Source organism: Corynebacterium sp. Z-1, from assembly GCF_031844665.1.
GTDB classification, from domain to species: domain Bacteria; phylum Actinomycetota; class Actinomycetes; order Mycobacteriales; family Mycobacteriaceae; genus Corynebacterium; species Corynebacterium sanguinis.
In genome coordinates, this window is record NZ_CP134621.1 from 1525805 (window position 1) to 1540990 (window position 15186).

General features: G+C 66.5%; 12 protein-coding genes, 2 tRNA genes and 2 pseudogenes. 14 read left to right on the forward strand and 2 right to left on the reverse strand.

Going from position 1 to position 15186, the window contains the following annotated elements; genetic code table 11:
- Positions 1–5 precede the first annotated feature (5 nt).
- The 9 genes and pseudogenes from RIU96_RS07460 (at position 6) to RIU96_RS07500 (ending at position 10377) form a co-directional block, all read left to right on the forward strand.
- Positions 6–860, forward strand: coding sequence for a hypothetical protein (locus RIU96_RS07460; RefSeq protein WP_181729499.1), 855 nt, complete (start codon positions 6–8; stop codon positions 858–860).
- Between the two features lie 88 nt (positions 861–948).
- A complete protein-coding gene (serA, locus tag RIU96_RS07465; RefSeq protein ID WP_181729498.1) occupies positions 949–2532 on the forward strand; it encodes a phosphoglycerate dehydrogenase in 1584 nt (527 codons plus the stop codon).
- Positions 2533–2621: 89 nt separating this feature from the next.
- Positions 2622–4339: pseudogene (locus RIU96_RS07470) on the forward strand (carbon starvation protein A).
- A complete protein-coding gene (locus RIU96_RS07475) occupies positions 4340–4525 on the forward strand; it encodes a YbdD/YjiX family protein (protein WP_136653505.1) in 186 nt (61 codons plus the stop codon). It begins immediately after the preceding pseudogene.
- 56 nt (positions 4526–4581) lie between these two features.
- Positions 4582–5598, forward strand: a complete 1017-nt coding sequence (locus RIU96_RS07480; RefSeq protein ID WP_144741943.1) for a 3-isopropylmalate dehydrogenase — start codon at positions 4582–4584, stop codon at positions 5596–5598.
- A gap of 41 nt (positions 5599–5639) precedes the next feature.
- Complete coding sequence (locus tag RIU96_RS07485) at positions 5640–7124, forward strand: cell wall-binding repeat-containing protein (protein WP_144741941.1); 1485 nt, start codon at positions 5640–5642, stop codon at positions 7122–7124.
- Between the two features lie 9 nt (positions 7125–7133).
- Complete coding sequence (locus tag RIU96_RS07490; protein ID WP_311204826.1) at positions 7134–8996, forward strand: DUF294 nucleotidyltransferase-like domain-containing protein; 1863 nt, start codon at positions 7134–7136, stop codon at positions 8994–8996.
- Position 8997: 1 nt separating this feature from the next.
- The gene (locus RIU96_RS07495) at positions 8998–9564 is read left to right on the forward strand and encodes a 3'-5' exonuclease (RefSeq protein WP_311204827.1); all 567 of its coding nucleotides are present in this window, start codon (positions 8998–9000) and stop codon (positions 9562–9564) included.
- 21 nt (positions 9565–9585) lie between these two features.
- Positions 9586–10377, forward strand: coding sequence for a fumarylacetoacetate hydrolase family protein (locus RIU96_RS07500; protein WP_144690058.1), 792 nt, complete (start codon positions 9586–9588; stop codon positions 10375–10377).
- A 4-nt stretch (positions 10378–10381) separates the two neighbouring features.
- Here RIU96_RS07500 and RIU96_RS07505 read toward each other — a convergent pair whose 3' ends face one another.
- On the reverse strand, positions 10382–11503 hold the full coding sequence (locus RIU96_RS07505) for an isochorismate synthase (protein WP_144690060.1): 1122 nt from the start codon (positions 11501–11503) through the stop codon (positions 10382–10384).
- A gap of 71 nt (positions 11504–11574) precedes the next feature.
- On the opposite strand from RIU96_RS07505, the gene gltX reads away from it, so the two are divergent.
- The 5 genes from gltX (at position 11575) to RIU96_RS07530 (ending at position 14061) form a co-directional block, all read left to right on the forward strand.
- Positions 11575–13086: a glutamate--tRNA ligase gene (gene gltX / locus RIU96_RS07510; RefSeq protein WP_144690062.1), complete on the forward strand. Its 1512-nt coding sequence runs from the start codon at positions 11575–11577 to the stop codon at positions 13084–13086.
- 112 nt (positions 13087–13198) lie between these two features.
- Positions 13199–13270: transfer RNA gene (locus RIU96_RS07515), tRNA-Gln, on the forward strand.
- Between the two features lie 27 nt (positions 13271–13297).
- Positions 13298–13373, forward strand: a tRNA-Glu gene (locus RIU96_RS07520).
- A gap of 214 nt (positions 13374–13587) precedes the next feature.
- Positions 13588–13839: a hypothetical protein gene (locus RIU96_RS07525; RefSeq protein ID WP_311204828.1), complete on the forward strand. Its 252-nt coding sequence runs from the start codon at positions 13588–13590 to the stop codon at positions 13837–13839.
- 3 nt (positions 13840–13842) lie between these two features.
- Complete coding sequence (locus RIU96_RS07530) at positions 13843–14061, forward strand: hypothetical protein (RefSeq protein WP_311204829.1); 219 nt, start codon at positions 13843–13845, stop codon at positions 14059–14061.
- 15 nt (positions 14062–14076) lie between these two features.
- Here the strand turns inward: RIU96_RS07530 and RIU96_RS11995 are convergent.
- Positions 14077–15105: pseudogene (locus tag RIU96_RS11995) on the reverse strand (recombinase family protein); the annotation flags it as partial.
- Positions 15106–15186 lie beyond the last annotated feature (81 nt).

A 15186-nucleotide genomic window follows, 5' to 3' on the forward strand; every position in this document is an offset into this window, starting at 1 on the left:
CTTCCATGAACCGCCCCACCATTGTTGCCCCTTTCATCGCCGCCGCGTTGGCGCTAAGCGCCTGCTCGTCCGGGCCTGCGGCATCGCCGCTTGACGACGCCCGCACGCAGAACCAGGCCCGCCACGTCGCCGAGCGCTTCGCGCCGCACCCGGTTGTCCTCGACGACCCGTACGGGTTCGAGACCTCCCGGCTGTTCTTCCCGGCCTCGGAGACGGTCGTGGTCACCGACTCCACCCCGCAGGCCCAGCTGCGCGGCTCATCGATCGCGGTGACGGCGCACGCACCGCTTCTGGTCTACGCCCCTGAGCGCCACGGTAAGGTGGTAGAGGAGATTCAGCGCCTCGGGGCCCACACGGTGCTCACCATCGGCGACGTCGCCCTCGCTCCCGCCAGCGGGCAGGTCACAGTCCAGCGCGACCCCGGCGGGCTCGAGGCGCTGCACACGATGACGAGCCTGGCGTTCGATGTCCGTGACATCGTGGACACAACCGACGCGCGCGAGAGCGTCATCGCGGTCGCGTCGCTGGCCGGCAACCCGCCGGTGTGGTTGCGCACCCGCGACGCCCCGGCGACGAAACAGGGCGCGGAGGCTGCGCCTTTTCCGCTGCAGTCGCGCCGGGACGCCGACATGGCGCCACTGGTCGTAGCCACGCCGGAGAGTCCGCTGCCTGCGGTGAGCAACGCGCGCAGTTTCGGCGCCCGCGTCGCGGTTGTCGACGAGCCCGACCCGCGGCAGTCGCGCGAGACCCTTTTCGCGCTTGCGGGGCTCGCGGACGAGCCGCTGGTGGCGCTGGGGCCCGAGTTCGGCACGGAGCAGGAGCTCCCGCGGCGCATCATGCAGGCCGAAGAATATTATTAATTACGCGGTGTTTCGTCGCACGGCCGGGGAGGTTACGATAAACAACGTCCTATTAGCTCCCGCCATCAAAACCCAGGAGATCATCGCAGTGTCCAAACCAGTCGTGCTCATCGCTGACAAGCTTGCCCCTTCCACCGTCGACGCGCTCGGAGATGGGGTTGAGGTCCGCTGGGTGGATGGCCCCAACCGCGCCGAGCTGCTCGCCGCGGTGCCCGAGGCGGACGCGCTTCTCGTGCGTTCCGCCACCACCGTCGACCGCGAGGTGATCGAGGCTGCCCCGCAGCTGAAGATCATCGGTCGCGCAGGCGTTGGCCTGGACAACGTCGACATCGACGCCGCCACCGAGCGCGGCGTGATGGTCGCGAACGCCCCGACCTCGAATATTCACTCCGCCTGCGAGCACGCAATCGCGCTGCTGCTGGCCACCGCCCGCCAGATCCCGGCCGCGGACAAGACGCTGCGCGACGCAGAGTGGAAGCGCTCCGCGTTCAAGGGCGTGGAGGTTTTCGGCAAGACCATCGGCATCGTCGGTTTCGGCCACATCGGCCAGCTGTTCGCTCAGCGCCTCGCCGCGTTCGAGACCACCATCATCGCCTACGACCCGTACGCCAACCCGGCCCGCGCGGCGCAGCTCGGCGTCGAGCTCGTGGAGCTCGAAGAGCTCATGGCGAAGGCGGACTTTGTCACCATCCACCTTCCCAAGACGAAGGAAACCGCGGGCATGTTCAACGCGGACCTGTTGGCGAAGGCCAAGCAGGGCCAGGTCATCATCAACGCCGCTCGCGGCGGGCTTGTCGACGAGCAGGCGCTTGCCGACGCCATCGTGTCCGGCCGCATCCGCGGCGCCGGCTTCGATGTGTACTCCTCCGAGCCGTGCACCGACTCGCCCCTGTTCGCTCTGGACCAGGTCGTGGTCACCCCGCACCTCGGCGCATCCACCGAGGAAGCCCAGGACCGCGCCGGCACCGATGTGGCCGATTCCGTGCTCAAGGCGCTGCGCGGCGAGTTCGTCGCCGACGCTGTCAACATCACCGGCGGCCGCGTCGGCGAGGAGGTCTCCTCCTGGCTCGACCTCTCGCGCAAGCTGGGCCTGATCGCCGGCAAGCTTCTCGACGCCGCCCCGGTCTCCCTGCACGTCACCGCTCGCGGCGAGCTGTCCACCGAGGACGTCGACACGCTCGGCCTGTCCGCCGTGCGCGGGCTGTTCTCCGGTATCGTCTCTGAGCCGGTGACCTTCGTGAACGCCCCGACGATCGCGGAGTCGCGCGGTCTGGAGTACACCGTGGACACCGCGAGTGAGGCCCGCAGCCACCGCAGCGCGCTCGAGGTGCAGGTCGCCTCGGCCTCCGGCGAGGTCGCGACCGTCACCGGCGCGCTGACCGGTCTGGAGCGCGTGGAGAAGATCGTCAACATCAACGGCCGCGGCGTGGACATGCGCGCCGAGGGCCGCAACCTGTTCCTGCGCTACACCGACGCCCCGGGCGCGCTGGGCAAGGTGGGCAGCACCCTGGGCGAGGCCGGCATCAACATCGAGGCCGCCGCCCTGACCCAGGCCGCGAAGGGCGATGGCGCCGTGCTCATCCTGCGCGTGGAGCGCGAGGTGCCGGAGGAGCTCGAGGCGGCTATCGCATCCTCCATCGACGCAAGCTCCATCCAGATCGACCTGAGCTAGCCGCTTGTAGTTTTCCCAATTTTCACCTCCCGATTCGGTCTTCGTGAGATGATCTGTCTCACACCGATCACCGAGGAAGGGAGAGTGGGATGAGCGTAAAAGTCAACGGGCTGCGCGAGAGGCCGGACGCGGACAGGCTTGAGATCTCAACGACGCCCGACGGGCGCGAGCACGTCGTTGGGGTTCGGCCGAAAAAGGCCATCGGAACTGTCGAGCGCGTCGTCATCGCCATCGCGGCCGTCATCGCGGCGCTGGGCTGGGCGGTGCTCGCGCTCAACCGCGATGAGGAGATCAGCTCGGTATGGCTCGTGCTCGCCGCGATTGGCTCCTACATCATCGGCTACACGCTCTACGCGCGCCTGATCGAGTACAACGTGGTCAAGCCGCGCAACAACCGCGCGACCCCAGCCGAGTACATCGACGACGGCAAGGACTTCGTCCCCACCGACCGGCGCGTGCTGTTTGGCCACCACTTCGCCGCCATCGCCGGCGCTGGCGCGCTCGTCGGGCCCGTCATGGCCGCCCAGATGGGGTATCTGCCGGGCACGCTGTGGATCATCATCGGCGTCGTGTTCGCGGGTGCTGTGCAGGACTACCTGGTGCTGTGGGTCTCCACGCGCCGGCGCGGCCGCTCGCTGGGGCAGATGATCAGCGACGAGGTCGGCCGCGTCGGTGGCGCCGCCGGCATCTTCGCCACGATGGTGATCATGGTCATCATCATTGCGGTGCTCGCCTTGATCGTGGTCAACGCCCTGGCCGATTCGCCGTGGGGCGTGTTCTCCATCGCCATGACCATCCCGATCGCGCTGTTCATGGGCTGCTATACCCGCTTTATCCGCCCGGGCCGAGTCGCCGAGGTCTCCGCCATCGGCGTGATCCTGCTCCTGGCCGCCATCATCGGCGGGGGCTACGTCGCCGACACCGCCTGGGGTGCGGAGGTGTTCACCCTGTCGAAGACGGCGCTGGCGTTCGCGCTGATCACCTACGGCATCGTCGCGGCGATCCTGCCCGTGTGGCTGCTCCTCGCCCCGCGCGATTACCTGTCGACGTTTATGAAGGTCGGCGTCGTCGCCCTGCTCGCGGTGGCGATCATCATCGACCGCCCGTTGATCCAGATGCCGGCGATTACCTCGTTCGCCATCGAGGGCAACGGGCCGGTGTTCGCCGGGTCGCTGTTCCCGTTTTTGTTCATCACCATCGCCTGCGGCGCGCTGTCGGGGGCGCGATCCTGGTCATGGGCGTGACCGACCCGCTCGGCGGCATCAACGTGCTGTTCCCGCTGTTCGGCATCGCCAACCAGCTCCTCGCCGCGATCGCTCTGACCCTGGTCACCGTCGTGCTGGTGAAGAAGGGGATGTACAAGTGGGTGTGGATACCGGTTGTCCCGCTCGTGTTCGACCTCGTGGTTACGCTGACCGCGAGCTGGCAGAAGATCTTCCACTCCAACCCGGCGATTGGCTACTTCGCGCAGAACGCGCGCTTCCGTGACGCGAAGGCTCAAGGGCTGACCGAGTTTGGCAGCGCGAAGTCACCCGAGGCGATCGACGCGGTGATCCGCAACACCTACATCCAGGGCGCGCTGTCCATTCTGTTCGCCTCCCTGGTCGTCATCGTGGTGATCACCGCGCTCGTGGCCGTCGTCAAGGCTCTGCGAGCGCAATCGGCGGGGTCGCGCGTGCCCACGAGCGAGGAGCCGGACCACCCGTCGACGCGGTTCATCCCGCGCGGCATGGCTGCCAGCGCCGAGGAGAAGCGCGTTGCCGAGGAGCTGGGGCTCACGCTCGCCTCGAGTGGGGGTGCTCACTAGATGGTGCTCAAAGTGATCAACGGGGTGACCTGGTACATCAAGGAGCTCATGGGCGATAACGACTACGCCAAGTACTGCGCGCACCTCGCCGCGCACCACCCGGGTGCCGAGCCGCCGACGGAGAAGGAGTACTGGAAGCAGCGCTGGGCGCGCGAGTCCGCAAACCCCGGTAGCCGGTGCTGCTAGGCTAAACCGGTCACACTGTGAACGCTGTGTAAGCAGTAAGGAAGGACTCCCACAACATGAAAATTGCGGTGATCGCTGGCGACGGAATCGGCACCGAAGTCATGGCCGAAGGCCTGAAAGTGCTGCGCGCGGTACGCGACGATGTCGAGACCACCGAGTACGACCTCGGCGCCCGCCGCTACCTGCGCAACGGGGAGCTCCTGACCGACGTGGACCTGGACAGCTTGCGCGCGCACGACGCGATCCTGCTCGGCGCGATCGGCGACCCGGCCCGCGTGCCCGCCGGTGTGCTGGAGCGCGGCCTGCTGCTGCCGCTGCGCTTCTCCTTGGACCACTTCGTCAACCTGCGCCCGTCGCGGCTCTACCCGACGGCGGTCAGCCCCCTGGCCAACCCGGGCGACATCGACTTCGTTGTCGTGCGCGAGGGCACCGAGAGCCTGTATGCCGGCAACGGTGGCGTGCTGCGCGCCAACACCCCGCACGAGGTGGCGTGCGAGGTCTCGCAGAACACCCGCTTCGGCGTCGAGCGCGTGGTGCGCTACGCCTTCGAGCTGGCCATGCAGCGCCGCAAGCACCTCACGCTGGTCCACAAGACCAACGTCCTGGTTAATGCCGGCGGGCTGTGGCAGAAGACGGTTGACGCCGTCGCCGCCGAGTACCCGGAGGTCACGGTCGACTACAACCACATCGACGCCACCACGATCTACATGGTCACCGACCCGCAGCGTTATGACGTCATCGTCACCGACAACCTCTTCGGCGACATCATCACAGACCTCGCCGGCGCGGTTACCGGCGGCGTCGGTCAGGCGTGCTCCGGCAACATCGACGCCTCGCGCACCAACCCGTCCATGTTCGAGCCGGTCCACGGTTCCGCCCCGGATATCGCGGGCAAGGGCATCGCCGACCCGACGGCGATGATTCTGTCGGTCGCGATGATGCTGCGCTGGCTAGACGACGCGCTTACCGCCGAGCGCATCGAGGCCGCGGTCGCCGCCGACGTCGCAGCGCGCGAGGCCGGCCCCGTGAGCACCACGGAGGTTGGTGACCGCATCGCTGCGGCCCTGAAGTAGGGTAGTGCGCGTTACCGCTCAAAGTTTAAGGACGCTTCTATATGACCACCTCTTTCGCGCGCCCGCGCTTTGCCTTCGCCGCCGTTTTAACCACGTCCGCTCTGCTCGCGGGTGCGTGCAGCAGCGATGGATCCCCCGGTATCGGGGCGCCGAAGGAGCCGCCGCGGTTGGAGACCACCGGGCCCGAGGTGCTTAGCGACGCCGACGGGACCGGCATCGACGTGTCCAAGCGGCTGTTCGAGAGCTCCGATGCGGTGGTGGTGGCGTCGACAAGCCGCGATGATCAGCTCCACGGCGCGGCGGTGGCCGCCCAGCTCGGTGCCCCGCTGCTGGTACGCGCCCTGGGTTCCGAGGCCGCGATCGACGCCGAGATCCAGCGCCTCGGCGCCGAGCGCGTCATCGACGTCCCCGGCCAGGATGAGGCGTTGGCCCAGACCGCGCCGGTGGCCTCCGACGCGGCCGAAGGCGACGTCGCCGCAATCGCCGCGCTTGAGCCCGCGAACCCGGTCAAACTCGTGCTGCCTGACATGCTGGCCACCCCGGAGACCTCCCTGGGTGCGGCCGCGACCGCGCGGGCAGCGGGCGCCAACCTCGACGTGCTCGGGGTCGCTGACCCGCGCTTGACCAGCGAGTCGATGCAAACCGTGACCGCGCAGGACACGCTGGCGCTGGGTCGGCAGTGGGGCACGACCGAGGATTACGCGCACCGCGTCGAGCTCGCCCACAATGGCGAGCTGCCCGGCGGCGGTGGGCTTGTCTTCCCCGGACGGCGCATGATTGCGCTCTACGGCCATAGCTTCGCCCCGGAGCTGGGCGTGATGGGCGAGCAGGACCCGCTGGCCGCCGCCGAGCTTGCCACGCAGTACGCGCAGCAGTACCAGCCGATGGAGGAGCAGCCGGTCATCCCGGCGTTCGAGATCATTGTCACCGTCGCCTCGGAGTTCCCGGGCGAGGACGGCGACTACTCCAACGAGGCGCCGATTGAGACGGTTACGCCGTGGATCGACGCGATCACCGAGGCCGGCGGCTACGCCGTGCTGGACCTGCAGCCGGGCCAGGGCGACTTCCTGCACCAGGCGAAGCTCTACGAGGAGCTGCTCAAGCGCCCGAACGTCGGCCTCGCGCTGGATTCGGAGTGGAAGCTCAACCCGGGCGAGCAGCCCTTGTCGCGCGTCGGTTCCGCCAGCGCCGAGGAGATCAACGTCGTGGCGGACTGGCTCGCCCAGCTCACCCGCGAGAATAACCTGCCGCAAAAGGCTTTCGTGCTGCACCAGTTCCAGCTCGCTATGTTCCCGGACCGCGAGAACATCCAGACCGCCCACCCGGAGCTCGCCTACGTGCTGCACGCCGACGGCCACGGCAGCCCCGGGCAGAAATACGACACCTGGAACGTGCTGCGCGAGGGCCTGGATCCGAACTTCTTCATGGCGTGGAAGAACTTCATCGACGAGGACCAGCCGACGTTTACCCCCGAGCAGACCTACATGGAGGTCGAACCGCGCCCGTGGTTTGTCAGCTACCAGTAAAATAGGGGCATGACAGTCGAACTCGACGAGGTCCGCGCTTTCCTCGCCGACCACGAGCCGCTCGCCCACCTGCCAGCGGAGACGCTGGACGGCTTGCCGCGGCATATGGGCATCACTTACGTGCGCCGCGGCCAGACGGTCATCAACTACGGCGATGTCAACGACACCCTCTACATCATCCGCTCCGGTGCCATCGACGTTGTTGGTCCGGACAACGCGCTGCTCGACCGCAGGGACGCGGGCCGCACCTTCGGCTACTCCACGCTTGTCGACGACCCCCGCTCGCGCTACATGATGGCCGCGGTGGAAGACAGCGTCCTCTACATGCTGCCGCGCACGCCCTTCCGCGCACTCGTCGATGCCTTCCCCGACACGCTGCGCTACTTCGACACCGCCTCCCGCCGCATCAAGGCGGCCGCCGATGAGCTGAAGCAGGACTCCGCGGCGTCCGACGTGCTGCGCACCCCGGTCGGGGAGCTCGTCGCGGGGGCGCGGCTGATCACCGTCGACGGGGCGGCCACCATCGCCGAGGGGGCCCGGCTGATGGACGAGCATGCTATCTCCAGCCTGATTGTCACGGGTGGGTCGGAGCCGGGGATTGTCACGGACCGCGATTTCCGCTCCCGGGTCGTGGCGCGGGGCGTCGATACGCGAGCGGCTCTGCGCGAGGTGATGACGTCGCCGGTGACCACCATCGCGCGCGAGGCGCTGGTGTTCGAGGCGATGCTGGTGATGGGCGAGCTGGGCACCCACCACCTACCGGTGACCGACGGCGGGGAAATTATCGGCGTGGCCACGAGCAGCGACATCATGCGCCAGCTCAAGTCCGATCCGATCTACGTGGCGGCGGACGTGAAGAAGAGCAGCCGCGACGAGCTCGCCGGCGCCTACCAGCGCGGCGCGGTGGTCGCGGCGCGGTTCTTCGAGCGCGGCGCCTCCGCGTTCGAATCCCAGCGCCTGCTGACCGGAGTCGCCGATTCGATCGCGCGCCGGCTGTACGCGCTGGCGGTTGCCGAGCTCGGCGAGCCGCCCGCCCCGTTCGCGTTCGTCGCCGTCGGCTCCCAGGCCCGCGGCGAGATGGGCCCTGCCTCCGACCAGGACAACGCGCTGGTTCTCGACGACTCCTTTGACGCGGCGCTCCACGGCGACTACTTCGCGCGGCTCGGCGAGTACATATGCCACGGCCTCGCCGAGGCCGGCCAAGCGCTGTGCCCCGGGGAGATCATGGCGCTCAACCCCGACTGGCGGATGACGGAGGCGCAGTGGAACGACACCTTCCACGGCTGGGTCACCGCGCCTGAGCCCGACGCCCTGCTGCATGCGCAGGTGTTCTTCGACTTCCGTTGCCTGTTTGCGGCTGGCGGGGGCGAGGAGATGGCGCAGCGCGTGCACGATAACGCGGTGGTCGCCGCGCGCGGGTCAAAGCGCCTGCACACCCACCTCGCCGCCCTGGCCACGTGGCGCGAGCCGCCGATCGGGTTCTTCCGAGGGTTCGTCGTCGAGCGCAGCGGCGAGTACGCCGACACGCTCGACGTGAAAAAGGGCGGCACCGCCGCGGTGGCGCAGATGGCGCGCCTCTACGCCATCACCGCCGGGGTGGGGGAGGTAGACACCCTGGCCCGCATCAAGGCCGCGGCCGGGGCGAGCGTGTCCGCGAAGGGTGCGGACGACCTCATCGGCGCCTACGAGTACCTCACGGATCTGGCGCTGAAACAGCAGGCGAGGCAGCTGCGCCGCGGCGAGCGGCCGACCTACCACATTGACCCGAAGGCGCTGCCGAGCCGCGAGCGCGACGCGCTGCGCGATGCGTTCGGCGTGATCAAGAACCTGCAGTCGGCGCTCGGCAACAAGTACCCGGTCAGGTCGGTGTAGCGTGTTCGGCTTTTCACCCCCTCGCCGCGAGCTTATCGACGCCCACCTGCTCGCCGTCGACGTCGAAACCACGGGCCTTAAGCCCGAGCGCGACCAACTCGTTTCCATCGGCTGGGTCCCCGTCAACGACCGCGTGATCGACCTATCGGGCGCGGCCTACTTCGTCGTCGCCGGGGCGTCGGTAGGCAACTCGGCAACGCTACACGGGGTCACCGACGACGATGTGTTAGCGAGCGGGACGGATATCGCCGAAATTGTGGAGCACTTTGAGCGCGCCATCGCGGGCCGCAAGCTGCTGGCCCACTTCGCCCAGATGGAGTTGGGGTTTATCGGCCACGCATTCAAGCAGGTGAGGGGCACGCGCTGGCGGCTGCGGGAGGACGAGGTGGTGGACACGTTCGCGCTCGAGCGCCGTCACATGGAGCGCATGGCAACCTACCCTCGCGGCGAAGACCTGCGCCTGGCGCGGGTGCGGCAACGCTACGGGCTGCCGGCCTACCGCAACCACAACGCGCTGACCGACGCCGTTGCGTGCGCGGAGCTCTACCTAGCGCTGACGGCTTCGTAGCGTTGCTGTAATCTCGCCAGCATGCGCTTTGGACGAATTGCAACCCCTGAAGGAATGACATTCGCTGTCATCGATGACGAAGGTACCACCGCGAAAGCTATCGCCGGAACCCCCTTCACAGAACCCGAGTACACGGGCAAAGAGTGGCCGCTAGCCGACGTCCGCCTGCTCGCCCCGATGCTGCCTTCCAAGGTGGTTGCGATCGGCCGCAACTACGCCGACCACGTCGCCGAGGTGTTCAAGCAGTCCGCCGAGCATCTTCCGCCGACTCTGTTTCTCAAGCCCCCGACCGCAGTCATCGGCCCCGAGGCCCCGATTAAGATCCCCGAGTTCGCCACCAGGGTGGAGTTCGAGGGGGAGATGGCGCTAGTCATCGGCGCCCCGTGCAAGAGCGTCAAGGCGGAGGACTGGAAGTCGGTGGTGCGCGGTGTCACCATCGTCAACGATGTCTCCTCGCGCGATTTGCAGTTCGCTGACGGCCAGTGGGCGCGGGCGAAGGGTATCGACACCTTCTGCCCGCTCGGGCCGTGGATCGAGACGGACCTGGAGAAGTTCGACTTCACCAACACCCCGATCAAGGCGCACCTGACGCGCGACGGCGTGACCGAGACGAAGCAGGATTCCAACTCGAACCAGATGATCATGAACCTCGGCGAGATCATCGAGTTCATCACCGCGTCCATGACCCTTTTGCCCGGCGACGTGATCTGCACCGGTTCCCCGGCCGGCACCGCCGAGATGTTCCCGGGCGATCGCATCGAGGTGGAAATCCCCGGCATCGGCAGCCTGGCCAACCCGGTCGAGCGCGCCTAGTTAGCTAAAGGGACAGTCCGAGCGCGCGCATGATGGTGCGCAGCTTGGCTGTCGTCTCATCCAGCTCCGCCTGCGGGTCGGAGTCCGCCACCAGCCCGCCGCCGGCCCAGGCGCGGGCCGTGGTGCCGTCGCCGCTGACCTCGGCGCAGCGAATCGCGACCATGTACTCGCCATCGCCGTTCGCCTCGGTGTAACCCACCGCGCCGGCGTAGAAACTGCGGTCCGTCTCGGCCGTGCAGATCAAGGCCTTCGCCGCCTCCGTCGGTGTGCCGCACACAGCCGGGGTGGGGTAGAGGCGCTCGGCGAGGTCGAGGGCGCTCGGGGCGGGGTCTTTCAGCACTCCCGTGATCGGTGTTGCCAGGTGCCACATCTCGTTCGTCTTGTCCACGATCGGGCGCTCGGGCACCGTGAGCGAGCTGCACAGGGGGCCAAGCACGCTGCGGATGTGGTCGACCACGAAGGCGTGCTCCACAAGGTCTTTTGTCGATTCAAAGAGGTTTCTAGCGGCCGCGCGGTCAGCGGAGGCGTCGTCTAGCACGCGCGGCGCAGAGCCGGCCAGCGGGTAGGAACTGACGCGGTTGCCGCGGCGGCGCACGAGCACCTCCGGGGAGGAACCGACGAGCATGTGGCCATGGAAGCCGGCGGGGGTCAGATCCGCGATGAAACCGTCGCGGGTATAGGACAAATCAATCAGCCGCGCGGCCACCAGGCGCGGATCCACGGGCGGATCGAAGGCGATGTCGACGGCGCGGGCGAGCACGACCTTGTCCAGGGCGGAGTTCTGGATCGTCGCTACCGCCGCCTCAATGCGGCGCAGGTGCTCGACGGGCGAGGGATCGAACCCGCACACCCGCGCGCTCAGTTTGGAGCCCTGACCGACGCGGTAGAAGGGGTGCGGCTCGAGCGTGCCAGGCTCGCACACGATGGTGTCCGGCACCGTCAGCGCAGCCTCGGCGTCCTGATCGAACGGCAGTGCACCGACGATCATCTCCACGGCACCGCGGTCGATGGCGTCGATCGCCTCGTCGATGTCGGTAAACGTCCCAGCGCAGCCCTGCGTGCGCACCGAACCGTGGCTACGGGACAGCAGGAAGTCGGGCGCTGTGGCGGGGCGTGCGGATTGCATGAGCGACAAGTGTACTGTGCCGCCCGCGGGCAGCGGAGAGGGGGCTGAGAACGCACGCTACGATTGAACCCATGACTGATTCCTCCACGACGACAGGTGCAAACCCCGACTTGCGCGTCCGTTTCTGCCCCTCGCCGACAGGAACCCCGCACGTGGGCATGGTCCGCACCGCCCTGTTCAACTGGGCGCAGGCCCGCCACAGCGGAGGCACCATGATCTTCCGCATCGAGGACACCGACGCCGCGCGCGACTCGGAGGAGTCGTACCAGGCGATCGTCGATTCGCTCACGTGGCTCGGCCTCGACTGGGACGAGGGCGTGGGCAAGGGAGGCCCGCACGAGCCCTACCGCCAGTCGCAGCGCATGGACATATACAAGGACGTGCTGCGCAAGCTTATCGACGCCGGCGAGGTCTACCCGGCCTACTCCACCAACGAGGAGGTTCAGGAGCGCCACAAGGCGGCCGGGCGCGACCCGCAGCTCGGCTACGACAACTACGACCGGGACCTCACCGAGGAGCAGATCGCGGCGTTTGAGGCCGAGGGCCGCGAGCCGGTGTGGCGCCTGCGCATGCCGGAGAAGGACTGGACGTGGACCGACCTGGTGCGCGGCGAGATGACGTTCAAGGCACACACCCAGCCGGATTACGTCGTCGCCCGCTCCAACGGCGCGCCGCTGTACACGCTGGTCAACCCGCTTGACGACGCCCTGATGGGCGTCACCCACGTCCTGCGCGGCGAGGACCTGCTCTCCTCCACCCCGCGCCAGATCGCCCTGTACGAGGCCCTCATCCGCCTCGGCATCGCCCAGCAGGTGCCGGCGTTCGGCCACCTGCCGTTCGTGATGGGCCAGGGCAACAAGAAGCTGTCCAAGCGCGACCCCGAGTCGAACCTGTTCAACCACCGCGACAACGGCATCATCCCCGAGGGAATGCTCAACTACCTCGCCCTCCTGGGGTGGTCCATGTCCGCCGACCGGGACATCTTCACCGTCGACGAGATGGTCGCCGCCTTCACAGTCGACGACGTCCTGGGCAACCCCGCGCGCTTCGACGAGAAGAAGCTCGAAGCGATCAACGCCGACCACATCCGTCTGCTCGAGCCCGCGGACTTCGCCGCGCGCCTGCGCGACTACCTCACCGAGTACACCGACTTCCCGGCCGATTACCCGGCGGAGAAGTTTGCGATTGCCGCGGACCTCGTGCAGACGCGCATCAAGGTGCTTAGCGACGCCTACGGTCTCCTCAAATTCCTCGTCACCGACGACGCCGACCTCGTGCTGGAGGAAAAGGCCGCGAAGAAAAACCTGAAGGACGACGCCATCGCACCCCTCGACGCGGGCATCGCCGCGCTCGAATCCATCGACGAGTGGACCACCCCAGCTATCGAGGCGGCACTGAACAAGGCGCTCATTGAGGACCTTGAGCTCAAGCCGCGCAAGGCGTTCGGCGCGCTGCGCGTCGGCATCTCGGGCGAGGCGGTGTCGCCGCCGCTGTTCGAATCGATGGAGCTGCTTGGCCGCGTGTCCACCCTGGCGCGCCTGCGCGCCGCCCGCGCCCAGACCCCGTTCGAGGCTTCCGAATAGAACTACATCGGTGTCATTGAGGCGCCGTGAGCTGGCGATTTGTTCGCCACGGAGCCTTCTGGCTATAGTAATCAACGTTGTTCAGAGCGCGCCAGCGCGGTCTGGGAAACGATGGCCTATGGTGTAATTGGCAACACAACGGTTTCTGGTACCGTCATTCTTGGTTCGAGTCCAGGTAGGCCAGCAGCGGATACTATTCCGCGAGTTCTATGCCCCGTTCGTCTAGCGGCCTAGGACGTCGCCCTCTCACGGCGGTAACACGGGTTCAAATCCCGTACGGGGTACCATCGTGTGCTTACACATACGAGTACGAAAGTTATTAGAGAAAGCCAGGTCTTCGGACCTGGCTTTTTCTGTTTCTCGGGATATTTCCACCCCTATAGCCAGGTTCTCGTCCGGTTCGAGTTCTGGTACTGGCTCGGGTTGGTGCTCTAAGCCAATTGCCTGGTTTTCGGCGATGTTGGTGGTGCGGAAGACCAGTGTCCAAGGGACGAGGTGGGCGTGGACGTGGTGGTCTTTGTCCTCAAGGGAGCAGACCAGCACCTTCTCGAAGAAGACCTGGTTCAGAAGGCGCTTCTGAGCCGGGGAGGCTTTGGTGTAGGCGGAGTAGCAGTTCGAGGCGAGACGAAGGGCAGTGTCGAGGAGAGAGTCTTGCTCCACGTCGTCACCCTCGAAGGATTTGAGGCGACGCTCTACCTGAGCCAGGCTCTGCTCCAGTTGTTTCTGTTCTCTGGCCATCAGCTCCATGGGTAGAGCTTGGTCGTAGAAGGCTTCGAGGAGCTTCTCCTGCTTGCGGCGGATAGCTTGCGCCTGAGCCTTGAGCTGTTCGCGCTCTTCGTCTCTGGAAGTGTTATGGAGCTGGAGCTGTTCCTTGAGGCGAGGACGCATCAGGTCGAGGATCTCTGGCGGCACCTGGATGCGACGGTAGAGTTCTTCCATCTGTCCTTCGAGCCATTCCACTGGTACGGCTGGTAGGTGGCAGTTGGTGCGCTTGGAGAGCCTGCCGTTGCAGACGAAGTACTCATACTGCAGACCTTGATGGTTAGTGGGTTTCTGGAGGATCATGCGGGACCCACAGTCGCCACACCAGGCGGTGGATTTGAGGAAGTGGTCGTGCTTGCGCCGGCGTTCGCCTTGGCGGCGGCTATTGAGTGTCTGTTGGACGCGGTCGAAGAGGCCTTGGGATATCAGGGGCTCATGATTTCCGGGGTACTCCACACCGCAGTAGGTCAAGATCCCGAGATAGTACTTGTTCGACAGCATGGCGTGGATGTAGCGCTTGCTGACGGGCTTTGAGGGGTAGAGGCGGGTCGGGACAGTGGTAAGCCCTCTGGCGGCCAGCTCGTCGGTGAGATCGGCGACGGAGATGTTGCCCTCGGCGTAGCGTTCGAAGGCCCATTGGACAAGCGGGGATCGCTCGGGGTCGACCTCGACCGTGCGTGTCTCTACGCCCGTCTCGTAGATCCGGGTGTTGAGGTAGCCCAAGGGAGCTTTGCCGGCGGTGCCGCCGGAGCGTACTTTCTGGTTCATGCCCTTGGTTACTTCGTTGGCCAGGTTCTTGGAGTAGAACTCAGCGATGGAGCTCATGATGCCGTGCATCAGGAGTCCACCGGGTGTCTGGTCGATATTTTCACTAGTGGAAACCAGCCGGACGCCAAACTCATCGAACTTGGCGTTGATGGCGACGTCGTCGGCGCGGTTGCGAGCTAGGCGGTCGATCTTGTGGACGATGATGTAGTCGATATTGCCCTGCTCCTCTTCGAGGTAGCGCAGCATCGCCTTGAGGGCTGGGCGGTTGGTTGAGGTGCCAGACACCCCGCGTTCGACGAACTCTTTGGCCACGACTGCGCCCAGACTCTGGGCCTTCTTCTTGTTGGCGTCGCGCTGAGCTGGGATGGAGAAGCCCTCGGATTGGCCGCCTTTGTTCGCCTGCTCGCTGGTGGAGACGCGAAGGTAGGTCACGGCCCGCTTCGGGGTCAGGCTTTCGGTGAAGGCCGACATCGGGTTGAGGTCGTTCATGATTCTTCCTTTCGTTCTATCTTGGTTGGGCGTTTAAGTTGTCTACACCCATTGACGCTTAATGGCCCCGACAAGTCCAGG